Here is a 21,999-nt window from a genome sequence, read left to right on the forward strand (position 1 = left end):
ATGGCAAATCCAACATTTGAAGAATCATTGCAAGAATTAGAAAAAATCGTCATGCAATTAGAGCAAGGAGATGTTCCTTTAGAATCAGCGTTAGATGCGTTTAAAAGAGGGATGGAATTAAGTAAGCAATGTCAAGATACTCTTTCTAAAGCAGAAGAAACCCTCACAAAAATGATGACTGAGACGAATGAAGAGATCACTTTTGACGAGAAAGAGGGGACACAATGAATCTAACCGATTTTTCTGCGACTCACCTTCCTTTGGTAGAAGAAGAAATGGTTTCTTTCATTACGGAATATACTTCGGATGAACGCTTAAAAGAAAGTATGATCTATTCGATCCATGCAGGAGGGAAAAGAATCCGTCCACTTGCTTTATTAGCAACCGTGGCTTCTTTTGATGCCAAGATCGATACTTCAGCTTATCAAGTGGCAGCAGCATTAGAGATGATCCATACGTATTCATTGATCCATGATGATCTTCCAGCAATGGATAACGACGACCTGCGTCGAGGAAAACCAACCAATCATAAAGTCTATGGGGAGGCAATCGCAATTTTAGCAGGGGATGGATTATTGACGGGTGCCTTCCAGTTGATCAGCATGACCCACTTAGCGAACTCACCAAAATTGTTATTATTGCAACAATTGGCTGTTAGTGCTGGGACACAAGGCATGGTTGCAGGACAAGCGGCAGATATCCAAGGAGAAATGAAAGATTTGACGCTAGAAGAACTAGCATTGATCCATGAACGAAAGACTGGACGTTTGATACGTTATGCTTTGCTAGCAGGTGGGATTTTAGCAGAACAACCAGAAGAAGTTTTGGTACAATTACAACAAATTGCCGCTCATCTTGGGTTAGCTTTTCAGATCCGTGATGATTTATTGGATGTGACTAGTACGACAGAAGCATTAGGAAAAACAGCTGGCAAGGATGAACGAGCGGATAAAAATACGTATCCACGCTTATTAGGGATCGAGCAGACAAGAGCTGCGTTACAACGAGAAATCCATTCCGCCAATAGGATCATTGCCAAGTTAGAACAAGAAGTTTGTTCATTTGATGGAGAGATTCTTCGTCAGTTGGTCAAACGATTTGATGAGAAGTGAGGAAGAGGATGGAAAAAGAACGAGTAGATGTATTAGCCGTCAAACAAGGGCTATTTGAAACAAGGGAACAAGCAAAACGTTCCGTGATGGCAGGATTGATCTATAATGAGAAAAATGAACGTTTTGATAAACCAGGAGAAAAAATCCCCGTTAGTAGTGAATTAAAAGTCAAAGGTAAAAAATTGCCGTATGTTTCTCGTGGTGGGTTGAAACTAGAAAAAGCATTAAAACAATTTGATCTAACAGTCAAAGATAAAGTATTGCTTGATATTGGGGCATCCACAGGAGGGTTTACCGATGCTGCCTTACAAAATGGAGCAAAAATGAGCTATGCCTTAGATGTAGGCTACAATCAGTTAGCATGGAAAATCAGACAAGATCCAAAAGTGGTCGTGATGGAACGTGTCAACTTTCGTTATGCAAAACCTGAAGACTTTGATCAAGGTGTGCCAGAAGTCGCTGTCATTGATGTATCATTCATTTCTTTGAAGCTGATGCTACCGCCATTACATGCAATTTTGAAACCAGAGGGTGAAGTAATTGCATTGATCAAACCACAATTTGAAGCAGGTAGAGAAGCGGTCGGTAAAAATGGTATTGTTCGAGAAGCGACAACCCATCAACAAGTCATCGAACAAATTTTGACTTTTGCCACAGAGCAAGGGTTTGATGTATTAGATCTAAGTTACTCTCCTATTACAGGTGGAGAGGGAAATATTGAATTTTTAGCGCACTTAAAAAAAGTATCAGATAAAGGAACGATCTATGCGAACGTTGATCCAGCTCACATCGTTGAAATGGCTCATGAACAATTCACGCATAAGCGGTAGTCTAGAAATTGACAAAAAAGACTATGAGTTCTTCTTTATTAAGCGCTTAAAATAAGCTATCATTGAAAGAAGAAGGATTGGTGAAGGAGCGGATTGAGCATGAGAAAAAAAGATCGACATCGTTTGATTACTCGATTACTAAATGAACAAGATATACGTAAACAAGAAGAATTTGTTGAAATATTAAAAAATAAAGGGATTTCTGTTACACAAGCAACGATCTCAAGAGATATCAAAGAGCTTAAATTGATCAAAGTTCCCGCAGTTGATGGTGGCTATCGCTATAGTCTGCCTGCTGAAACAAGTGAAGATGTGAGCACAAAGCTAGAAAAACTATTGAAGGACGCATTTGTAGCAGTTGACCAGATGGAAAAATTTGTTATTTTAAAAACTTTACCGGGCAATGCTTCTGCAGCTGCAAATTTAATCGATAAACGTTACAAAAAAGAATTGTTCTCGATCATCAACGATGATGACAATGTGTTGATGATCACACGATTGGAAGAAGATGCTGTTCAATTAAAGAAAGATTTTCTGCATTACCTTTAATCTAAGGAGTGATTGCAATGCTACAAGAAATCAGTATCACCAATTTTGCGATTATTCCTGAATTGCGTTTGTCGTTTCATGAAGGAATGACAGCATTAACAGGAGAAACCGGAGCCGGTAAGTCAATTATTATTGATGCTTTGGGCTTATTAGCAGGTGGTCGTGGATCAAGTGATTATATTCGTCAAGGTGCCGATAAATGTATTCTGGAAGGGTTATTTGAGTGGCCTAAACAAGAAGGTTTTGAAGCGCTGATGGAAGAGTTAGGGATCGAGTCTGATGGCTCGAATCTGATCGTCCGTCGAGATATGTCTTTAGCAGGTAAGAATGTTTGTCGAGTCAATGGACATATCGTGACATTAGCGAATTTGCGACGAGTTGGCAGTTATTTAGTGGATATCCAAGGTCAAAATGAGCATCAGGAATTATTACAACCTGAGTCACATCTTGTGTTACTTGATCGTTTTGGGGACTCGACATTCCAACAGAAAAAAAGAGCGTACCAAGAAGCTTATCAAGCGTATCGTGAACTTGAAAGAAAAGTACGTAAGATCCAACAAAACGAAAAAAATTATGTCCAACGTATTGATATGTTGAATTTCCAACAAGAAGAAATCGCAGCCGCTCAATTAGAAGTTGGTGAAGAAGAAAAACTTCGAGAAGAGCGCGATAAATTAAGTAATTATCAAAAAATCGTAGATGGTTTAGCTACTGCTTATGGGGCGCTTAGTGAAGGTGAACAAAGCAGTCTTGATGGGGTGGGAATGGCTGTTTCCGAGATCCAAAGTATTGCCCATCTTGATTCAGAGTATGAAGCAATTTTTGATAATATCCAGAGTGCCTATTATTTATTGCAAGATGCAGTAGGGGATATGAGCAGGCAAATCGATCTGCTTGAACTAGATGAGAATCGTTTGGAAGAAGTGACGCAACGCATGGAAACGATTCGTCAATTGAAGCGTAAATATGGCGATTCAGTTGAAGCCATCTTAGCCTACTATGAAGAAATCACAGAAGAATTGGATTCATCGGATTTTACAGAAAGTCAACTTGATAAAATGAAGAATGAACTGACCCAAAAAGAAGAGTGGGCGTTTCAATGTGCAGAAGAACTCCATCAAGCAAGAAAAGCGATCGCAAGTGACTTAGAACAGTCGATTCTGCGCGAATTAAAGAGTCTTTATATGGAAAACACCGAATTTGAAGTTCGTTTTTCAACGCAAGCAAATGGACGCTTAGATGAGCAAGGTTTTGATATTGTCGAATTTTATATTACGACAAATCCAGGAGAACCATTGAAGCCACTAGTCAAGGTAGCATCAGGTGGAGAATTGTCACGAGTATTACTTGCTCTGAAAACCATTTTTTCTTCTGAACAAGGTGTGACTAGTATCATTTTTGACGAAGTTGATACTGGTGTTAGTGGCAGAGTGGCACAAGCCATTGCGGATAAGATATTGAAAATATCCAAGTATTCTCAAGTACTTTGTATCACGCATCTCCCTCAAGTGGCTGCGGTAGCGGATTATCAATATTACATTGTAAAAAAAGTCGTCGGCGGAAGAACACAAACATCCGTCGCCGAATTAGCCGCAGCTGAAAGAGAAAATGAAATCGCACGAATGTTAGCGGGGAGTGAAATCACGCCTTTAACGATCGAACACGCCAAAGAGTTGTTACGTTTGGCGAAAAAATAAATAAAAAATAAAAATCACCCTTTGCCTACATTGGCTAGGGTGATTTTATTTTGCTTTTTTTTGGAATAGAGGTAAAAAAACAGTTGAAATCTTTCCCAACAGAAAAAATAATTGGTTATTTTTATATTGTATTTTATTATACTTTTTTTATGATTTTGAGAATGAGATTTTTAAATCCAAAAGCTGTCAATAGTCAATCAATAGTTAATCCGCTTACAAAGTCCTATCATTTTTAAGCATAAAAATTTTGTTTAATGACAAAAAGATAAAGTCAGTAGTAATGTTTTCCCAGATTTTGATTATGTTTGAAAAAAAAGCACTACACATAAATTAGTTTAAACGTATGATTATTGAAAATAATTCTTTTTTGAACGCTAAGAACAGATACTTGAGGTTAGTAGGAAAAGGATGTCATAAATAGTCTGAAGTATTTCTGTAAATAAACAAGAAATATTATCTGTGTAACTACTACGGATAAAAGATAGGTTTGTAAGAATGTAATAGATTAGTAAATGAATAATACGAATATTCTTAGATCAATAAAAGCTATCATTGATTCGCTTAAAGTATTGTATTAAAAGTATCGTCATATCGTCTATGTAAATGATTCGTTTCCGCTGGTGATTTATTTGTTATAGAAATAGCAAACTCAATGATTATTGTTCGTTGTTTTTGTCCCAATGGTGGTTACGTCGTATTTTTACTCATAGAGAATACCTACAAGAAAGGGAGGAAGGGACAATTCATCTAAAAATTTTTTGTAAATGGGTGATTTAGGAACGTACACTTTTAGAAGTTTTTCTAAGAAAAAGGAATGGAACAAAATAAATACATAATAATGCGAGGAGTGTAAGATATGCCAGGAATTGATTTCAGAGAAACAGGTGGAAAGTTCATTAATCGAATGCATGACGCTAATAAGACAAATACTCAAAAAAATCTGAATAGATTAGCTATTCGCATGGGGAATGAATCCCTAAATGTGAGAGCAAACCCAATTGTTACTTATCTTTATTATTCGACAGGTATTCTTCAAAATATTACACTACAGCCGATAAATCAAAGGAATGATCGAATTGTAGGAAATGCAAGCACCTCATTTGGAGAAAGAAATCAAGAAAATCCTTCGTTTGATTTAAATACTAGAGCAAATGCAACTCAAAGCTATCGTAATGTATTACAGAGCATTCCCCAAGTCAGTATAGATCAAAACGTTCTAGCATCAAATGGGCTAGCTAATGTGACAGGTACGGTTCCTAAACAATTTAATAGTGAGTACGTTCCTAAAAAGGCATTGAAATTTAAACGTAAAGAATCTAGTGAACATAAGGGCAATACATCTCGCAATACAAGTGATGTAATGCAACAATCCCTAAATGGAAGTAGACAGATCAATCCAAGACATCGCCGTGCGCTCTCCAAGGAAGCCTCCTATTTAATTAAGAAAGGCACAAGTGAGTTACATGATCAGAGAGTAAAAATTCTGAATAGTATTCAAAAAGATGAAATGTTTAAGTCTGAAGTAAGATCATCCAACCATGAGCAGACATCCCAAACAAAAGACAATGAGCTAACGAATAATGGGATTACTTCCTGGCAAGAAGAAAAGTTTCACTTGTCACAGGAAGATGTAGATACAATTAAGAAAGATGCAAGTGGACTACATGATCAGATAGTAAATCATACAAGTAGAATTCAAAAAGATGAGACTTCTTTTGTTTATGAAATCCCTAAGTTTGAAGCAAGACCATCCAAGCGAAATCAGGGAACAGACTCACGTAATCGAACAACCAATATGGAAAATCAGGAAATTTTAAAGGGATTTTTGGATGGATTACAAAAAGCCTATTCATCGCAAACAAAAGATAGTCCAAATTCAGATTTTAGATTGCGAGAAGAAAATGAGCCAACAAGCACTGGAATAGCGTCCTGGCAAAAAGGAAAGAATCACTTGTCACAGGAAGGTGTAGATACAACTCAGAAATCGATTGAACTACAGGATAAGGCAATGCAAAGTTTGAAGAGTATTCAAAATGATCACATATCTAAGTTTGAAGCAAGACCATCCAAGCGAAATCAGGGAACAGACTCACGTAATCGGACAACCTATATGGAAAATCAGGGAATGACAAAGAAATTTGTAGAAGGTTTACAGCAAGCCTCTTCATCCCAAACAAAAGATGATCCGAATTCAGAGGTCAGTTTTACAACGCATGGAGGAAAAGAAGTTGACACAGTTAAACTGCGCAATCTCAATGATAATCCTGTATTTGAAGCAAAAAATGTAAGAGGTGAAAACGAAGAAAGCTTGACACACGGTGTAGGAGAAAGTCTAATCAAGTTCGGAGAGCAAGCACAGCTCTATCGTTCTAAGGCTACAATATATCAACAGGCGATTCCTACGCAACCGTCTTAAAATAAATCACAGGATCTGTATAACAGCTTGGCGAATCAAAAAACTATTGATTTAAAAGATACGCCGACAGGTGAATATATTTTAAAAATGATAGAATCATCGGATGGACATAATTTTCCCGCAGAATTGAAGGATTTTTTGAAAGATTTACAGCAAGCTCCTTCATCCCAGACCAAAGACAGTCCAACTTCAGAGTTTAGATTGAGAGAAGAACAGGCGAGTCAGTCTACACAGTCAGTGACCAGATTTCAAAATGAAAATAAGAAAAGTTTTGCGATGCTAACAAGTGATGCGAGAGTAAAAAGCCAACATAAAAATATATCGAATCAAGCAAGCCAGCAACCAAGAACAAACAAAAAAGAGGTCAGTTTAAGTATGTAGTAACCAATGTGACAGACTCTTGATGATAATAGCTAATAACAGGAAATGGAGGTTGCGCCAAATTTGGCGCAACCTCCATTATTTTTACATGACACTGATTACAGCAGTTAGAACGACTGAACCGATTGTCAAAATCAACATTGTCCAAATCACTAATTTTGTGACTTTCGCAAAAGTGCTTGTTTGTTTTTTTTCTCGCATCGTGATTACCTCGATTTATTATTGTTAACTTGATTTTACATGCTTTTCACTGATTCTACAAGAGGGCATCTCTATAAAAACTTACCTTTTTTCAAATAATAAGTAGTCAGAAGTGAAATGATCACGGTCAATAGTATCAACCAAAGAAAAGCATCATCCCTTTCGGCAATTGGTAGTTTAATATTCATACCATAAATACTTCCAATGATTGTTGGAATCGTTAGGATAATCGTTAAAGAAGTTAAAATTTTCATAATATTATTCAAGTTGTTTGAAATGATGGCAGAAAAAGTTTGGTTCATCTGTTCGACAAGCTTCAAGCGGATACGAGCGGTGGTCTTTGCTTGTTCTGTTTCGATGATCACGTCTCTAAGGTGATTCATCATCGCGTGATTATTTTTTACCGATTGGTTCTCGGCTAATTGTTGTAACGCTTCAAGATTCGAGGCAGTCGCTTCTTTGAAATAAACCAAGCTTTTTTGGATATCCATGATTTGATACAATTGTTTATTTTCAGTTGAAACTTTTAGTTGTGTCTCCAACAGATCACATTGTGCAAGTAAGGTAGAGAGATAAGTGTTATAGGACTGAGTGATCTGCCAAAGTAACTGCATAAAAATATTTAGAGTTGTCGAAAGATCGTTTCTTTGAAACGTTTGATGAAAGACTTTTTTCAAAAAAAGTGGTTCGTGATTCGTAATTGTGATAAGCTTCTTTTTGGGCGTGAGAATAATCGAAAACGGATAAGTATCTACTTGGAAATATCCGCTAGGACTAGTTTTTGGAAAAGGGTATTGCAATAATACCAATGCTGGTTTTGTAAGCTTTTCTTGATTAAATTCTTCTACCCGGGAGTTTTCTGCATCGTCTAAGACAGACGTGAGGTAATCTTTAGGTATTTGGAACTGTTTGATCAATTGATTGATTTCTTCTTCTGTTGGTCGCTCGACACAATACCAAATGGTTTCAGCCGTTTCTTCCATTGAATCAACCAATTTCTGGTCTTCAAGTGTGAAATACTTTATCATTGGGAACCTCCTCAATACTTCTTTCTTCTATTATAACCAATTCTTGAAAAGAACACATTGAAAGAGACTACCCACTGATTATCAATCTTGATTTGTCAAAAAACGGCTGCAACAAAATAATAAAACAGTATAAATTTAAACTAAATGAAATCGTTGTGTAAACTAAATCACGTATACTGAACGCAACGATAAAAAAGGAGATTTGTCGAATGGGCAGTTTTTCACCACTTGTATTGTTTTGGTACATCTTTCCGGCAATCGTGATTTTTGGTTGTCAATTTCTAGTAAAAATATTTGCATTGACTCGTCGTTTCAAAGTCAAAGCACCTGATTTAGCCGTTCCTTTTTTGTGGGGAGGCATCCACGCATTGTCTCGTAATACCGCTACGTCTTCATTTTTGCCCTTTTTATTGATCACCATCCTTTTAATGGCAATCTGTATCGCGATATTCCAAGCTTATTACTATGACGAACTTGTGTATTCACGTTATTTCAAAATGACTTGGCGTCTTACTTTTTTGGTGACCTTAGTCATGTATCTCGTTTTGATCGTCCTAAACATCCTTTCGTTTCTCTAATATGGCGCAATCAGGCTGTTAAAAGACTTTAAAAAATCTTTTAGCAGCCTGATTGTTAAAATTTTTTTTACTAATCAAAAAGTTATTCTCAGATTTCCCATAAAAGGTGGTAGAAAGTGGGGGATTGTGGTAGACTGATTTTAGTTAGTGGAGGATTGGGGGTAGTTTCGATGTTAATGGGCGAATTTCGGCATAATATTGATGCAAAAGGTCGCTTGATCGTGCCTTCAAAACTGCGCGAAGAATTAGGCGAACAATTCGTGTTGACTCGTGGATTAGATGGCTGTCTTTTTGGCTATCCGATGAGCGAATGGAACGAATTAGAGTCGAAACTCAATGATATGCCCCTAGCAAAGAAAGACGCTAGAACCTTTGTCCGTTTTTTCTACTCAGCAGCTACAGAATGTGAGTTGGACAAACAAGGACGTATCAACATCCCTAATACATTAAGAAACTACGCAACAATAACGAAAGAGTGTGTCATTGTTGGTGTGTCAAACCGAATCGAAATTTGGGATGAAGCCAAATGGCAAGAATTTTCAGAAGCTGCGGAAGAAAACTTTGATGAAATCGCTGAAAATATGATCGATTTCGGATTATAAGAAATAGGAAGAGGCTGACCAATGACTGAAACATTTCAACACTATACAGTCATGTTAAAAGAAACGGTAGATGGACTTGCAATCAAACCGAACGGAATTTATGTGGACTGTACACTCGGCGGAGCCGGGCATAGCGAATACTTATTAAGCCAACTGAATACAGAGGGTCATCTTTATGCGTTTGATCAAGATCAAATAGCAATCGATCACGCAAAAATCCGCTTGGCTGAGTATGTCGAAAAAGGTATGGTCACTTTTATCAAAGCAAATTTCCGTGAGCTTGAAGAGCGCTTGACTGAATACGTACCTAAGGTCGATGGGATACTTTACGACTTAGGCGTGTCTTCGCCACAATTAGACGAAGCAGAACGTGGATTCAGTTATCATCAAGATGCGCCTTTGGATATGCGAATGGATCAATCGGCACCTTTGTCAGCGTATCATGTGATCAACGAATATCCTTACAACGAATTAGTAAAGATTTTCTTTCGTTATGGAGAAGAAAAGTTTTCAAAACAAATTGCCAGAGAAATTGAACGGGTGAGAAAAGATCATCCGATTGAAACAACCGGGGAATTAGTAGAAATCATCAAACAGGTGATTCCTGCCCCAGCAAGACGAAAAGGCGGTCATCCCGCAAAACGCATTTTTCAAGCTGTGCGAATTGCAGTCAATGATGAGCTAGGTGCGGAGGAAGCCTCCTTAGAACAAGCAATCCGCTTATTGAAGGTCGGTGGCCGGATCAGTGTGATCACTTTCCACTCATTAGAAGATCGGATCGTCAAAAACATGTTCAAAGAATATAGTACGGTCAAAGATTTACCACCCGGGTTGCCGGTCGTACCTGATGAGTTCCAACCTGAATTAAAAGTGATAACGAGAAAACCGATGTTGCCATCTGAAGAAGAATTGGCAGAAAACAATCGTTCTCGTAGTGCAAAATTGCGTATCGCTGAAAAAATACGAGAGAAAGAGGAGTAGAAGAATGGCAGAACTAAAGAAAGTCCAACAATATCCATATGATTTACAAGAAATTGAACTACCAGAGCAACCTCTGCCAGATTCACCCTCAGAGAAAGAAATCGTTCTTCCTCAATCTCCAGCAAAACGCTTGAAGCAAATCTCTATTTTTGAAAAGCTTGCAGTAGTGTGTATTGCTTTTTCTGTCATCGCACTTTGCGTATTAACAGTGATGTTACGAACCAATATCAGTGGTATGGAAAAGCAAATCGGTGCGCTACAGGTTGAATATAATGAAAAAAATCAAGAAAAAATCAGTTTGGAACAAGAGAAAAGTGAACTTTCTCGTACCGAGCGTGTTAAAAAAATCGCAGAAGAAAAAGGGTTGTCAATCAATGACGACAATTTAAGGAAAGTGAAGTAAATGAGTCTTAAAAATAAATTCCGGCGGTTTATGGAAAAGAAAAATCTAAATCCGATGAACAATCGCAAAAAAGTAGGTATCATTTTATTTGCTACGAGTATTGGATTGTTCTTTTTATTTGCCGTTCGTTTTGCATACATCGTGATCGGTGGACATGTGGCTGGCACATCACTAGAAGAAAAAACGAACCAGCTTTATCAAGGTAGTGAAGAGGTCAAGGCAAAACGAGGCACGATTTTTGATCGTAATGGGGTGGCACTAGCAGAAGATGCCACGTCTTACTCGATCAAAGCGATTCTTTCCGAAACATACACGACTGGAAACAAAAAATTATATGCACAAGAAAAAGATTTCGATACACTTGCGGATATTATCAGTAAAAACCTTTCAATGGAAAAAAGTAAAGCCTTGAAGGTGCTACGCGATGGAGCCGAGCAAAATCTCTACCAAGTAGAGTTTGGGAATTATGGACGTAATATCACCCAAGAAACGAAACAAAACATCGAAGCAGAGATGAAAGCAGCTGATGTGACTGGGCTTTATTTCGATAACCATCCTGCACGTATGTATCCTAGTGGGGTATTTTCTTCCCATTTTATTGGCTATGCGGTACCGGATGAAGAAGAAAATGGTTTAGTTGGCCGACTTGGGATCGAATCTGCTTATAATGATATTTTGAGTGGACAAAACGGAAAGATCTACTATCAAAAAGATAATTTCCAAAATCCATTACCAGGTACTGTAGCAGAAGAAGAAAAGGCAACAGACGGTAAAGATGTGTATACGACCCTTGATAGTCGTCTGCAAAGTTACTTAGAAACATTGATGGATCAAGTCAATGAAGAATACCAACCTGAAGAATTGACTGCGATATTGATGGAAGCTAAAACAGGCGAGATCACTGCGATGAGCCAACGCCCGACATTCAATCCTGAGACGATGGAAGGGTTGACTGGTGAAGATGCTGTGTGGCGTAACATCCTTGTACAAGATTCTTATGAACCAGGCTCAACGATCAAAGTCTTCACGACAGCAGCAGCGATCGAAGAAGGTAAATTTGATGAAAATGAATCTTTCCTATCCGGACAGATCAAAGTGGCTGATGCCACGATCAATGACCATGACTTTGGTAAAAAAGGAATACTGACCATGCGTCAAGCTCTTTCATGGTCTAGTAACGTGGGAATGGTAATGCTGGAACAACGTTTAGGTGGCAAGTGGTATAACTATTTGCAAAAACTAGGATTTGGGCAAAGTACTCACTCTGGGTTGGATGATGAAGTTGCGGGTGCTTTACCCACTGCTAATATCGTTGACCAAGCGATGAGTGCGTATGGCCAAGCGATTGGTGTCACGAATTTCCAAATGATGAAAGCTTTCAGCGCGATCGCCAACAACGGGACGATGATCCAACCACGTTATATCAGTAAGATCGTTGATCCAAATACTGGAGAAGAAGTTTCTACTGAAACGGAAGTGTTAGGACAGCCATTTTCGAAAGAAACGACAGAAAAAGTTCGTGAGTATATGCGTGATGTCATAGAAAATGAAAATTACGGGAGTGCTTACGGAGTATATAATGTTCCGGGATACAATATTGCAGCTAAAACAGGAACAGCCCAGATTGCTTCTGATACAGGAGGTTATCTAACAGGTGATACCGCGTATTTGTATTCGATCGTCGAAATGGTACCAGCTGAGGATCCCGAATATGTCCTTTATCTGACAATGAAACATCCTAAGACATATGACCGCACAGCTTTAGCAAAAATTGCGAACCCATTACTGAAACGAGCAATGGATTTCAAAGAAGCTGAAACAGCTACGCCAGAAGAGAAAAAGACGGAAAATATCACTGTCTCTGACTATCGTAATTTGAATCCTGATATTGCCGCTGCTGATGCACAAAAGAGCGGTTTGCAACCAGTAGTCATCGGCGATGGAGACAAGGTAGAAGCGCAATCCACAGCAAATGGGGATGAGCTGATATCGGGAGAAAAATTGATTTTATATAGTGGTGGTACTGCATTGATGCCTGATGTGACAGGCTGGTCAAAGGCAGATATCATGAAATTAGGAAAAATACTTGGTGTCGAAGTGACGTTCCACGGTGATGGTTACTGTACAGAACAAAGCCTCGCACCTTATGAAAAAATATCTGATGAAACATTAAGTTTCCATCTAAAAGAATAATAGGAGAGAAGAGAGCATGGATTTGACACAAACATTAATTCCCATTGCGAGTAGTTGTGCAATGACGATTGCAACAATGCCGTTATTTATTGGTTATTTTCAAATGAAAAAACAAGGCCAAGCCATTCGTGAGGAAGGACCTAAATGGCATAATGTAAAAGCCGGAACTCCAACGATGGGGGGATTGGTGTTTTTAGTCAGTGCGCTCTTGACTGGTATCTGGGTAGGCGCTTGGCAACAACAGTTGACGCCTACTCTTTTCATCCTACTTTTTGTACTTGCCCTATATGGAGCAATTGGTTTTTTAGATGATTTCATCAAAATCTTCAAGAAAAGAAATATGGGATTGAACTCAAAGCAAAAATTGATTGGCCAAATTGTTGGGGGAATCATCTTTTATCTCGTTTATCGTGGTGAAGGATACCCTGGAACACTGAATTTTTTTGGAATTGATCTTCCATTAAGTTGGTTGTACGGATTATTCGCGATTTTCTGGTTAGTTGGCTTTTCCAATGCTGTTAACTTAACAGATGGTATTGATGGCTTAGTAGCTGGATTAGGAAGTATTTCTTTTTTGACCTACGCAGTTATCGCTTGGCACCAACAGCAGTATGATGTCTTAATTATCTGCTTGAGTGTTTTAGGTGGTTTACTAGGGTTTTTCGTCTATAATCGCAAACCTGCCAAAATATTCATGGGGGATGTCGGTTCCTTAGCATTAGGAGGATTGTTGGCAGCAATCTCGATCATGCTCAATCAGGAATGGACATTACTATTGATCGGTCTGATGTATGTCATCGAAACAGCTAGCGTGATGTTACAAGTATCTTCTTTCAAATTGACTGGTAAAAGAATCTTTAAAATGTCACCAATCCATCATCATTTCGAGATGAGTGGTTGGTCTGAATGGAAGATAGATACTGTCTTTTGGATAACAAGTGTAATTACTTCGTTGATCACATTGTGGATCGTATGGTAGGAGATGACGAGAATGAAAAAAATAACAACTTATGAAAATAAAAAAGTCCTTGTATTAGGATTAGCAAAAAGTGGATTCAGTGCGGCCAAGTTATTACATGAACTGGGCGCACTTGTCACCGTTAATGATGGAAAACCGTTTGATGAAAATCCTGAAGCGCAAGAATTACTTTCTTTAGGGATCAAAGTAGTGACTGGTAGTCACCCAATTGAATTATTAGATGAAAAATTTTCAATGCTGGTCAAAAATCCAGGTATTCCTTACACACATCCATTCGTTGCAAAAGCTCAAGAAATGGGTATTCCGGTAATTACGGAAGTTGAACTGGCTTACGAAGTAGCGGAATGCCCAATTATCGGCATAACAGGCACCAACGGAAAAACGACGACAACAACAATGACTGGGTTATTGTTGAATGCAGGGAAATCAGCAGGTATCACTCGTTTAGCTGGTAATATTGGCTATCCTGCAAGTAGTGTGGCACAAGAAGCAAATCCGGAAGACAAGATTGTTATGGAACTTTCAAGTTTTCAATTGATGGGGATTACTGATCTTCGTCCCCACATTGCAGTGATCACCAATATCTACGAAGCACATATCGACTATCATGGCTCTCGTCCAGCCTACGTCAAAGCTAAATGGCATTTGCAAAAAAACATGACGTCAGAGGATTATCTTGTACTGAATTGGAATCAGAAAGAATTACAGGAACTAAGTAAAAAAACAAAAGCGAAAGTGTTACCTTTTGCGACAGATCAAGTCTTAGAGACAGGTGCTTATTCTTTTGAGGGAGTTATTTATTACGACAAAGAAAAAGTCATGGAAATCTCAGAAATAGGTGTTCCAGGAGCACACAATGTCGAAAATGCGTTAGCAGCTATTACTGTTGCAAAACAATATAATGTCTCAAATGAAGAAATAAAAGAAACATTGAGTCATTTTCATGGCGTACCACATCGTACACAATATGTCGGTGAGGTCCAAGGACGTAAATTTTACAATGATTCGAAAGCCACAAATATCTTAGCGACCAAGATGGCATTAAGCGGATTTCAACCGGAAAAATTGATTCTGATCGCCGGTGGACTTGATCGGGGCAATAGCTTTGATGAACTCATTCCATCACTTGAAGGTGTGAAGGGATTGATCACTTTTGGTGAAACTAAAGAGAAATTGAAGGATGCTGGTGGAAAAGCGGGCATACCAATAATCTGCACCGCAGAGTCTGTGGAAGCTGCGGTTCCTGTAGCTTTAGAAAATAGCGAGCCAGGAGATGTGGTTTTATTATCACCAGCCAATGCAAGTTGGGACCAATATCCTAATTTTGAGATCCGTGGCGATCGCTTTATGGAAGCCGTTAGAAAATTAAAAATAGAAAAGTAGAAACGAGCGATAATAACTATGAAAATTTTGGTAACAGGTGGAGGAACCGGTGGACATATCTATCCCGCGCTAGCCTTCGTCAATTATGTGAAAACACAAGAGCCGAACGCCGAGTTTATGTATGTAGGTGCAAAACGTGGTTTGGAAAACAAAATTGTTCCAACCACTGGGATTCCTTTTCATACCTTAGAGATCCAAGGATTTCAGCGAAAGTTTTCACTAGCTAATGTCAAAACGATCCAATTATTCTTAAAAAGTATCCATCAAGCGAAAAAAATACTAAAAGAATTTCAGCCAGACATCGTGATTGGAACCGGTGGTTATGTTTCTGGAGCAGTTGTGTATGCCTCAGCTAAGTTAGGGATTCCGACAATCATCCATGAACAAAATAGTGTGCCGGGGATGACAAATAAATTTTTGAGTCGTTATGTGGATCGAATCGCGCTTTCTTTTAAAGATGCAGCGACCTTTTTTCCGGAGGACAAATCAGTTTTGATTGGTAACCCGCGAGCACAAGAAGTTGCAGATACGATGAAAACGGATATTCTAAAAAAATTTGATCTTGATCCTAAGAAGAAAACAGTCTTGATTTTTGGAGGAAGCCAAGGGGCATTAAAAATCAATCAAGCTGTTACTTCTTATTTGGATACATTTGAAGCGACGGATTATCAGATCCTTTATGCATCAGGAGAACGTTATTATCAAAGCATTAAGGAAAAGTTAGGAGAAACAAAAGCAAATATCAGTATTCAACCTTACATCAATGAAATGGCAGCGGTGATGGCGGCAAGTGATCTATTGGTCGGACGAGCAGGGGCAACCTCCATTGCTGAGCTGACCGCACTTGGGTTACCTGCGATCCTTATCCCAAGTCCTTATGTGACAAACGATCATCAGACAAAAAACGCGATGAGTCTCGTTCGAGTTGGGGCGGCTAAGATGATTGCGGATGGAGAGTTGGATGGTGATTTGTTGGGTGCCGCGATAAATGAGATCATGACAGATGAAACACTGCAAAAAAGCATGTCAACTGCCTCTAAAACATTAGGTATCCCGGATGCGTCTGAGCGCTTGTACCAACTAGCAAAATCGTTAATCATAGAATAAGGTGGTGGTCATAGATGAGTAAGAAAAAAGAAACAAAAAAAATGCCTGAGAAGTCAAACGATGAAAACTCGCTGACACCTTGGCAAATGGCCAACCGAAAATACTTAGAAGAACATAAAGAAAAAACAGATCATCAGACAGGAACAAGTGAAAAAAGCGAGCATAAAGAAGAACAAAAAGATCCTATTTCTTCTGAAAAAGAAGAATTGCTTGTTGAAGAAGATGATTTATTAGACTATGAAGAAATCGAACATAAGAAAGACGGGGGACCGTATAATGGTTCGTTTATCGATCGCTTGCCTAATTTAAAAAATTATCGAAACAAAGTTTTATACAAAAGGCTGAGTTTAATCATTTCCATTCTTTTGATTCCTTTGTTATTTTTGATTTATTACGTTTCCCCGTTGAGCAAATTAGAGGGTGTTTCTATTTCCGGAAATGAAGTTGTTTCGAAAGAAGAAATATTGAAGGATACGCAATTAGCATTGAATCAACATATTTGGGGACAGTATTGGCAACGCCAAAGTTACATCGATCATTTGAAAAAAGAGCAACCTCGAATAAAATCTGCTACGATCGGTTTTAGTAGTGTCAATACATTTGATCTGTCTGTCACTGAATATAAAGAGATTGCTTTGATTTTAACGGACGGAAAATATAGCCCTGTGATCGAAGATGGAACAGTGTTGGATGAGACCGTTGAAAGTCCAACAAAAAATCTTCCGATCCTAGAAGGATTTACTGACCCAACAAAAATCAAAGATTTAGCAATAGAATATAATAAACTATCTCCAGAGTTACAAAAAGCCATTTCGGAAATCAAATATACGCCACGTAATACGAATCAAAATTTGATCCAGCTGAATATGAACGATGGCAATCAAGTGATCGTCAATATTACTAACTTAGCAACGCAAATGAATTTTTATGCGCAAGTAGCTAGTGAAATGGAAGAAAATGGTGTGATCGATATGGAAGTAGGGATTTTTTCTTACCCTTACTCAAATAATAGCGAAGAAGCAGAAGAAGGATCAGAAGAAAGTACAGATGAAAGTGCGCAAAGTGCGGATCAAACTTCTACTCCAGAAACAGGCGTTGATGAGCCTCAAATAAGTGAGAATCAAGACGAAATGAATCCAACGAATGAAAATACGACCCCATCTTCGTCAAGTTTAGATGAAAATTAAGAAAACCACTGTAAAATGTGATAATCTACTTTCTAAAAACTGGTAATTTATGGTAAAATTGGAAACAGTGAATATATCTATAAAGTATATTTTTAAAACGGACGTTATTGGTTCGCATGTATATGGAATAGTTAAGTAGGAGGGAATCCCATTCATGGCAAAAACAGGAATGTACGTAGGCCTTGATATTGGAACGACATCTGTCAAAGTTGTCGTGGCTGAATATATCGACAGCCAAATGAATATTATTGGAGTAGGGAACGCAAAATCAGAAGGGATTAACCGAGGCATCATCGTTGATATCGATAAAACAGTACAAGCGATACAGCGAGCAGTGCGTCAGGCAGAAGAAAAAGCCGGCATTCAAATCAAAAGTGTAAGCGTGGGTCTACCAGCAAACATGCTTGAAGTAGAAAACTGCCAAGGGATGATTGCAGTAAACGGAGATTCAAAAGAAATCACCGATGAAGATGTCCGCAATGTGGCTTCAGCTGCACTGGTTCGTTCAATACCTCCTGAACGTCAAATCGTGTCAATTTTACCACAGGACTTTACGGTAGATGGATTCGAAGGCATCAAAGATCCTCGTGGGATGATCGGTGTCAGATTAGAAATGTATGGTCTATTATTTACAGGACCAAAAACAATCATTCATAACATTCGTAAGTGTGTTGAGAATGCGGGATTGATCGTCAATGAATTAGTGATCACACCTTTAGCGTTGACTGAATCAATTCTTTCAGATGGAGAAAAAGATTTTGGTACAATCGTTATCGATATGGGTGGTGGACAAACAACAACAGCTGTCATGCATGACAAACAGTTGAAATTCACGAGCCTAGATCAAGAAGGTGGCGAATTTGTCACAAAAGATATCTCCATTGTTTTAAATACTTCCTTCAACAATGCAGAAGCATTAAAAATAAATTACGGGGATGCTTATCCAGAACGTACCTCAGAGCAAGAAGAATTTCCGGTAGATGTGATTGGCCAAACAGAACCTGTTCGAGTCGATGAACATTACCTATCAGAAGTGATCTCTGCTCGAATGGAACAAATCTTCAATAAAGCAAAAGAAGCATTAGATCAAATCGAAGCATTAGAGCTGCCTGGTGGTATCGTGTTAACTGGTGGGGCAGCAAGCCTTCCAGGTGTCGTTGATTTGGCACAGGAAATATTTGGCGTAAACGTGAAACTTTATGTACCAAATCAAATGGGTCTAAGAAATCCGGTATTTACAAACGTGATCAGTATCGTTGATTACTCTGCGAATTTAAGTGAAGTATACCAATTAGCTAAAATCGCTGTTATGGGGGAATCAGCACCTGTTCATTATACAACCAATGAGCCGGAAGCTCACACATCTTATGAACAATACGATGTGGCAGAAGAAACAACGTATAACGAAGAACCAGAAGAAAAAAATTCTGGCGAAAACGTAACAAGTAAAATCAAAGGATTTTTTACCAATATATTTGATTAATCATCGTGGGAGGAAAAAAACATGGAATTCTCAATTGATAATAACATCAATGACGGCGCAGTCATCAAAGTAATCGGCGTCGGTGGTGGAGGCGGAAACGCTGTAAACCGTATGATTGAAGAAAACGTTAAAGGTGTTGAGTTTATCACTGCCAACACAGACGTTCAAGCATTAAAAAATTCAAAAGCTGAAACAGTGATCCAATTAGGCCCTAAATACACACGTGGTTTAGGAGCAGGTTCACAACCAGAAGTTGGCCAAAAAGCAGCTGAAGAGAGTGAACAATCTTTACGTGAAGCATTAGAAGGCGCAGACATGATCTTCATCACTGCTGGTATGGGTGGTGGAACTGGTACTGGTGCTGCACCGATCGTTGCTGGAATTGCTAGAGAATTAGGCGCATTGACAGTAGGTGTTGTCACTCGTCCATTTACATTTGAAGGACCAAAACGTGGCCGTTTCGCTGCGGAAGGTATCGCACGTTTGAAAGAAAATGTGGATACATTATTGATTATCTCAAACAACCGTCTTCTTGAAGTCGTTGACAAAAAGACACCAATGCTTGAAGCATTCCGTGAGGCAGATAATGTCTTACGCCAAGGTGTGCAAGGTATCTCTGATCTAATCACTGCACCAGGTTACGTAAACTTGGATTTTGCTGATGTAAAAACAGTCATGGCAAACCAAGGTACTGCTTTGATGGGTATCGGAGTAGCAAGCGGTGAAGAACGCGTGATCGAAGCAACGAAGAAAGCAATCTCTTCTCCATTATTAGAAACATCGATCGATGGGGCAGAACAAGTCCTATTGAACATCACTGGTGGCTTGGATATGACGTTATTCGAAGCACAAGATGCTTCAGATATCGTAGCAAATGCAGCAACTGGCGATGTAAATATCATCTTAGGTACATCGATCAATGAAGAAATGGGCGATGAAATCCGTGTAACGGTCATTGCTACAGGTATTGATGAAACAAAAAAGGAACGAAAGTCTAGTCGTCCAGCTAGACAAACGTCAACTCAAACGCAATCTTCTGCTCAAAGCAATCGATTAGACATGGACCAAGCAAAACCAATTACTGCTGAAGATGAAAGCAGTTTTGGTGATTGGGACATCCGTCGCGAACAAAATGTTCGTCCAAAAGTGGATGAGTCTAATTACGAAACTATTGAGAAAAAAGAATTTGATACATTCAATCGTGAAGAAACAAAAACAAAAGGTGACGACGAATTGAATACACCGCCGTTTTTCCGTCGTAAAAAATAAAAGGAGGAAGAGCACATGATTGCTGACAACTTGCAGAATATCAAGCAAGACATTCAGGATTCGTGTGCTCTTGTTCATCGTGACCCGAAAGAAGTGACATTAGTAGCTGTTACAAAATCTGTAGAATCACTCCAAACTGAAGAATTAATCAATGCTGGAGTCACACATTGTGCAGAAAATCGTGTCGATAAATTGTTGCAAAAAAAACAAGATTTGCTTAAATATTCTGAAGTGAAGTGGCATTTAATTGGTAATTTACAACGCAGAAAGGTAAAATTGATTGTAAATGAAATTGATTACTTTCATGCGTTAGACAGTTTGAAATTAGCAGAAGAAATCCAAAAAAGATTAGAAAAACAATTAGCTTGTTTTGTGGAAGTCAATGTGTCTGGTGAAGTATCGAAACACGGTATCTCACCAGCAGAGCTTCTGCCTTTCTTAGAATCTTTAGCAGCCTATCCAAATATACAGGTAGTGGGACTTATGACTATGGCACCGAAGGACGCTTCTGTTGAACAAATTCGTAAAGTGTTTGAAACGCTGAGAGAATTGCGTGATCTTGCCCAATCAAAACAATACACACATGCACCATGTACCGAACTGAGCATGGGGATGAGCCAAGATTTTCAACTTGCAATTGAAGAAGGAGCTACATTTATCCGTGTAGGAACAGCGCTATTCAAAGACGAGGAGGAAGAATAATGCCACTTTTAAACAGGGGAGCAATTGCTAATTTTTTCGGATTAGCTGATGAAGAAGAGTACGAATACGAAGATTATCCTGAACAACAACAGGTTGCTAAGCAACCAACTAAATCAAACACACAGTATCAACAACATTCTCCAGCTGTTTCACAGCCGATTGAAAAAAAACAACGCCCAACGACGACATCTCGTCCGGTTGGTCGTGAGAATGCGCCGACGAACGAAACAAAAAAAGTCATCGAATTACATCAAACTTCTACAAAAAATACGCAAAAAGACCAACGACAAACGAGACCATCTGTTCAACCTAACACACAGTTAGCAGGAAAAATCACAGTGATGGAACCTCGTGCCTACTCTGAAGCAATGACGATTGCTAAAAGGATCATTGCGGGAGAAGCAACATTAGTCAACTTTCGGTTAGTAGAAGAAAAGCAGGCTCGACGTATCGTGGATTTCCTAACAGGGACAGTCTATGCGTTAGACGGCGATATCAAACGAGTAGGTGATGAGATTTTCCTTTGCACACCAGCTGGTCTGGAAATCGATAGTTCAACGGCTCAATCTTTCGCAGATGGAAGTATGTTTGATCTGTAAAGAGGAGGAGCAAACATTTATATTCTTTTTATGTTACTTAATTTAATTTCACGTGCTGCATATTTTTATAGCATGATCCTAGTAGTCTATGCGTTACTATCTTGGTTTCCAGGAGGGTATCAATCTAGCCTTGGACGTATATTAGCAAAGATTTGTGAACCATATATCAGCCTATTCGATCGTTTGCCTTTAAGATTTGGACCAATGGATTTTACTGTCTTAGCATCAATTGTCATTTTAAATCTTGCTGTCCAAGGATTGCAGCATATCGTTTTATGGATGATTACGTTCGCTATTTAGTGTAGAACAACCAGGGATA

General features: G+C 38.7%; 23 protein-coding genes. 21 read left to right on the forward strand and 2 right to left on the reverse strand.

All coding sequences use genetic code 11. From position 1 onward, the window contains the following. The 7 genes from I2F89_RS04845 (at position 1) to I2F89_RS04875 (ending at position 6,985) form a co-directional block, all read left to right on the forward strand. Entirely contained in the window at positions 1–228 is a 228-nt protein-coding gene (locus tag I2F89_RS04845) for an exodeoxyribonuclease VII small subunit (protein ID WP_010735998.1), read from the forward strand. Continuing rightward, entirely contained in the window at positions 225–1,112 is an 888-nt protein-coding gene (locus tag I2F89_RS04850; RefSeq protein WP_142432945.1) for a polyprenyl synthetase family protein, read from the forward strand. Before I2F89_RS04845 ends, I2F89_RS04850 begins: the two co-directional genes overlap by 4 nt. 8 nt (positions 1,113–1,120) lie before the next feature. Then, positions 1,121–1,942, forward strand: coding sequence for a TlyA family RNA methyltransferase (locus I2F89_RS04855; RefSeq protein WP_010735996.1), 822 nt, complete (start codon positions 1,121–1,123; stop codon positions 1,940–1,942). Positions 1,943–2,041: 99 nt separating this feature from the next. Beyond that, positions 2,042–2,491 (forward strand): arginine repressor, encoded by a 450-nt coding sequence (locus I2F89_RS04860; protein WP_010735995.1) that lies wholly within the window; start codon positions 2,042–2,044, stop codon positions 2,489–2,491. A 17-nt stretch (positions 2,492–2,508) separates the two neighbouring features. Then, positions 2,509–4,188, forward strand: a complete 1,680-nt coding sequence (gene recN, locus I2F89_RS04865) for a DNA repair protein RecN (RefSeq protein ID WP_195513650.1) — start codon at positions 2,509–2,511, stop codon at positions 4,186–4,188. Positions 4,189–5,044: 856 nt separating this feature from the next. Next, positions 5,045–6,604, forward strand: a complete 1,560-nt coding sequence (locus tag I2F89_RS04870; RefSeq protein WP_195513652.1) for a hypothetical protein — start codon at positions 5,045–5,047, stop codon at positions 6,602–6,604. A 27-nt stretch (positions 6,605–6,631) separates the two neighbouring features. After that, positions 6,632–6,985 carry a hypothetical protein gene (locus tag I2F89_RS04875; protein ID WP_195513654.1) on the forward strand — a complete coding sequence of 118 codons (354 nt, stop codon included), beginning with the start codon at positions 6,632–6,634 and terminating at the stop codon, positions 6,983–6,985. 84 nt (positions 6,986–7,069) lie between these two features. Here the strand turns inward: I2F89_RS04875 and I2F89_RS04880 are convergent, their stop codons facing one another. Further along, positions 7,070–7,186, reverse strand: coding sequence for a DUF4044 domain-containing protein (locus I2F89_RS04880; RefSeq protein WP_010735989.1), 117 nt, complete (start codon positions 7,184–7,186; stop codon positions 7,070–7,072). Positions 7,187–7,257: 71 nt separating this feature from the next. Next, complete coding sequence (locus I2F89_RS04885; protein ID WP_010735988.1) at positions 7,258–8,214, reverse strand: magnesium transporter CorA family protein; 957 nt, start codon at positions 8,212–8,214, stop codon at positions 7,258–7,260. A gap of 209 nt (positions 8,215–8,423) precedes the next feature. On the opposite strand from I2F89_RS04885, the gene I2F89_RS04890 reads away from it, so the two are divergent. The 14 genes from I2F89_RS04890 to I2F89_RS04955 all read left to right on the forward strand — a co-directional run bounded on the left by I2F89_RS04890 (position 8,424) and on the right by I2F89_RS04955 (position 21,980). Further along, on the forward strand, positions 8,424–8,792 hold the full coding sequence (locus I2F89_RS04890) for a DUF3397 domain-containing protein (protein ID WP_071865927.1): 369 nt from the start codon (positions 8,424–8,426) through the stop codon (positions 8,790–8,792). A 170-nt stretch (positions 8,793–8,962) separates the two neighbouring features. Continuing rightward, positions 8,963–9,394, forward strand: a complete 432-nt coding sequence (gene mraZ / locus I2F89_RS04895) for a division/cell wall cluster transcriptional repressor MraZ (RefSeq protein WP_029594184.1) — start codon at positions 8,963–8,965, stop codon at positions 9,392–9,394. A gap of 21 nt (positions 9,395–9,415) precedes the next feature. Beyond that, positions 9,416–10,375 carry a 16S rRNA (cytosine(1402)-N(4))-methyltransferase RsmH gene (rsmH, locus tag I2F89_RS04900; RefSeq protein WP_065095669.1) on the forward strand — a complete coding sequence of 320 codons (960 nt, stop codon included), beginning with the start codon at positions 9,416–9,418 and terminating at the stop codon, positions 10,373–10,375. A gap of 4 nt (positions 10,376–10,379) precedes the next feature. Then, on the forward strand, positions 10,380–10,778 hold the full coding sequence (gene ftsL, locus I2F89_RS04905; protein ID WP_010735984.1) for a cell division protein FtsL: 399 nt from the start codon (positions 10,380–10,382) through the stop codon (positions 10,776–10,778). Further along, a complete protein-coding gene (locus tag I2F89_RS04910; protein ID WP_071865929.1) occupies positions 10,779–12,971 on the forward strand; it encodes a penicillin-binding transpeptidase domain-containing protein in 2,193 nt (730 codons plus the stop codon). 16 nt (positions 12,972–12,987) lie between these two features. Further along, positions 12,988–13,950 (forward strand): phospho-N-acetylmuramoyl-pentapeptide-transferase, encoded by a 963-nt coding sequence (gene mraY, locus I2F89_RS04915; RefSeq protein WP_066026042.1) that lies wholly within the window; start codon positions 12,988–12,990, stop codon positions 13,948–13,950. A 12-nt stretch (positions 13,951–13,962) separates the two neighbouring features. After that, the gene (gene murD, locus I2F89_RS04920) at positions 13,963–15,333 is read left to right on the forward strand and encodes a UDP-N-acetylmuramoyl-L-alanine--D-glutamate ligase (RefSeq protein WP_086334420.1); all 1,371 of its coding nucleotides are present in this window, start codon (positions 13,963–13,965) and stop codon (positions 15,331–15,333) included. An 18-nt stretch (positions 15,334–15,351) separates the two neighbouring features. Next, positions 15,352–16,440 carry an undecaprenyldiphospho-muramoylpentapeptide beta-N-acetylglucosaminyltransferase gene (gene murG, locus I2F89_RS04925; RefSeq protein ID WP_195513656.1) on the forward strand — a complete coding sequence of 363 codons (1,089 nt, stop codon included), beginning with the start codon at positions 15,352–15,354 and terminating at the stop codon, positions 16,438–16,440. Positions 16,441–16,454: 14 nt separating this feature from the next. Then, entirely contained in the window at positions 16,455–17,627 is a 1,173-nt protein-coding gene (locus I2F89_RS04930) for a cell division protein FtsQ/DivIB (protein ID WP_086334422.1), read from the forward strand. A gap of 154 nt (positions 17,628–17,781) precedes the next feature. Next, positions 17,782–19,110 (forward strand): cell division protein FtsA, encoded by a 1,329-nt coding sequence (ftsA, locus tag I2F89_RS04935; RefSeq protein WP_019723318.1) that lies wholly within the window; start codon positions 17,782–17,784, stop codon positions 19,108–19,110. A gap of 21 nt (positions 19,111–19,131) precedes the next feature. Continuing rightward, the gene (gene ftsZ, locus I2F89_RS04940) at positions 19,132–20,379 is read left to right on the forward strand and encodes a cell division protein FtsZ (RefSeq protein ID WP_010735977.1); all 1,248 of its coding nucleotides are present in this window, start codon (positions 19,132–19,134) and stop codon (positions 20,377–20,379) included. A gap of 15 nt (positions 20,380–20,394) precedes the next feature. Continuing rightward, positions 20,395–21,081: a YggS family pyridoxal phosphate-dependent enzyme gene (locus I2F89_RS04945; RefSeq protein ID WP_195513658.1), complete on the forward strand. Its 687-nt coding sequence runs from the start codon at positions 20,395–20,397 to the stop codon at positions 21,079–21,081. Further along, complete coding sequence (locus I2F89_RS04950; protein WP_065095674.1) at positions 21,081–21,680, forward strand: cell division protein SepF; 600 nt, start codon at positions 21,081–21,083, stop codon at positions 21,678–21,680. Before I2F89_RS04945 ends, I2F89_RS04950 begins: the two co-directional genes overlap by 1 nt. A 30-nt stretch (positions 21,681–21,710) precedes the next feature. Then, positions 21,711–21,980 (forward strand): YggT family protein, encoded by a 270-nt coding sequence (locus I2F89_RS04955; protein WP_071865935.1) that lies wholly within the window; start codon positions 21,711–21,713, stop codon positions 21,978–21,980. Positions 21,981–21,999: the final 19 nt, after the last annotated feature.

The sequence above is a fragment of the Enterococcus sp. 1001283B150225_161107_E12 genome (assembly GCF_015556925.1).
GTDB classification, from domain to species: Bacteria; Bacillota; Bacilli; order Lactobacillales; family Enterococcaceae; genus Enterococcus_B; species Enterococcus_B mundtii.

Excerpts from the sequence above, each read along its gene's own strand:
- I2F89_RS04845 (WP_010735998.1), top strand. The coding sequence starts at position 1 with ATGGCAAATCCAACATTTGAAGAATCATTGCAAGAATTAGAAAAAATC.
- I2F89_RS04850 (WP_142432945.1), top strand. The coding sequence starts at position 225 with ATGAATCTAACCGATTTTTCTGCGACTCACCTTCCTTTGGTAGAAGAA.
- I2F89_RS04855 (WP_010735996.1), top strand. The coding sequence starts at position 1,121 with ATGGAAAAAGAACGAGTAGATGTATTAGCCGTCAAACAAGGGCTATTT.
- I2F89_RS04860 (WP_010735995.1), top strand. The coding sequence starts at position 2,042 with ATGAGAAAAAAAGATCGACATCGTTTGATTACTCGATTACTAAATGAA.
- recN (WP_195513650.1), top strand. The coding sequence starts at position 2,509 with ATGCTACAAGAAATCAGTATCACCAATTTTGCGATTATTCCTGAATTG.
- I2F89_RS04870 (WP_195513652.1), top strand. The coding sequence starts at position 5,045 with ATGCCAGGAATTGATTTCAGAGAAACAGGTGGAAAGTTCATTAATCGA.
- I2F89_RS04880 (WP_010735989.1), bottom strand. The coding sequence starts at position 7,186 with ATGCGAGAAAAAAAACAAACAAGCACTTTTGCGAAAGTCACAAAATTA.
- I2F89_RS04885 (WP_010735988.1), bottom strand. The coding sequence starts at position 8,214 with ATGATAAAGTATTTCACACTTGAAGACCAGAAATTGGTTGATTCAATG.
- I2F89_RS04890 (WP_071865927.1), top strand. The coding sequence starts at position 8,424 with ATGGGCAGTTTTTCACCACTTGTATTGTTTTGGTACATCTTTCCGGCA.
- mraZ (WP_029594184.1), top strand. The coding sequence starts at position 8,963 with ATGTTAATGGGCGAATTTCGGCATAATATTGATGCAAAAGGTCGCTTG.
- rsmH (WP_065095669.1), top strand. The coding sequence starts at position 9,416 with ATGACTGAAACATTTCAACACTATACAGTCATGTTAAAAGAAACGGTA.
- ftsL (WP_010735984.1), top strand. The coding sequence starts at position 10,380 with ATGGCAGAACTAAAGAAAGTCCAACAATATCCATATGATTTACAAGAA.
- I2F89_RS04910 (WP_071865929.1), top strand. The coding sequence starts at position 10,779 with ATGAGTCTTAAAAATAAATTCCGGCGGTTTATGGAAAAGAAAAATCTA.
- mraY (WP_066026042.1), top strand. The coding sequence starts at position 12,988 with ATGGATTTGACACAAACATTAATTCCCATTGCGAGTAGTTGTGCAATG.
- murD (WP_086334420.1), top strand. The coding sequence starts at position 13,963 with ATGAAAAAAATAACAACTTATGAAAATAAAAAAGTCCTTGTATTAGGA.
- murG (WP_195513656.1), top strand. The coding sequence starts at position 15,352 with ATGAAAATTTTGGTAACAGGTGGAGGAACCGGTGGACATATCTATCCC.
- I2F89_RS04930 (WP_086334422.1), top strand. The coding sequence starts at position 16,455 with ATGAGTAAGAAAAAAGAAACAAAAAAAATGCCTGAGAAGTCAAACGAT.
- ftsA (WP_019723318.1), top strand. The coding sequence starts at position 17,782 with ATGGCAAAAACAGGAATGTACGTAGGCCTTGATATTGGAACGACATCT.
- ftsZ (WP_010735977.1), top strand. The coding sequence starts at position 19,132 with ATGGAATTCTCAATTGATAATAACATCAATGACGGCGCAGTCATCAAA.
- I2F89_RS04945 (WP_195513658.1), top strand. The coding sequence starts at position 20,395 with ATGATTGCTGACAACTTGCAGAATATCAAGCAAGACATTCAGGATTCG.
- I2F89_RS04950 (WP_065095674.1), top strand. The coding sequence starts at position 21,081 with ATGCCACTTTTAAACAGGGGAGCAATTGCTAATTTTTTCGGATTAGCT.
- I2F89_RS04955 (WP_071865935.1), top strand. The coding sequence starts at position 21,711 with ATGTTACTTAATTTAATTTCACGTGCTGCATATTTTTATAGCATGATC.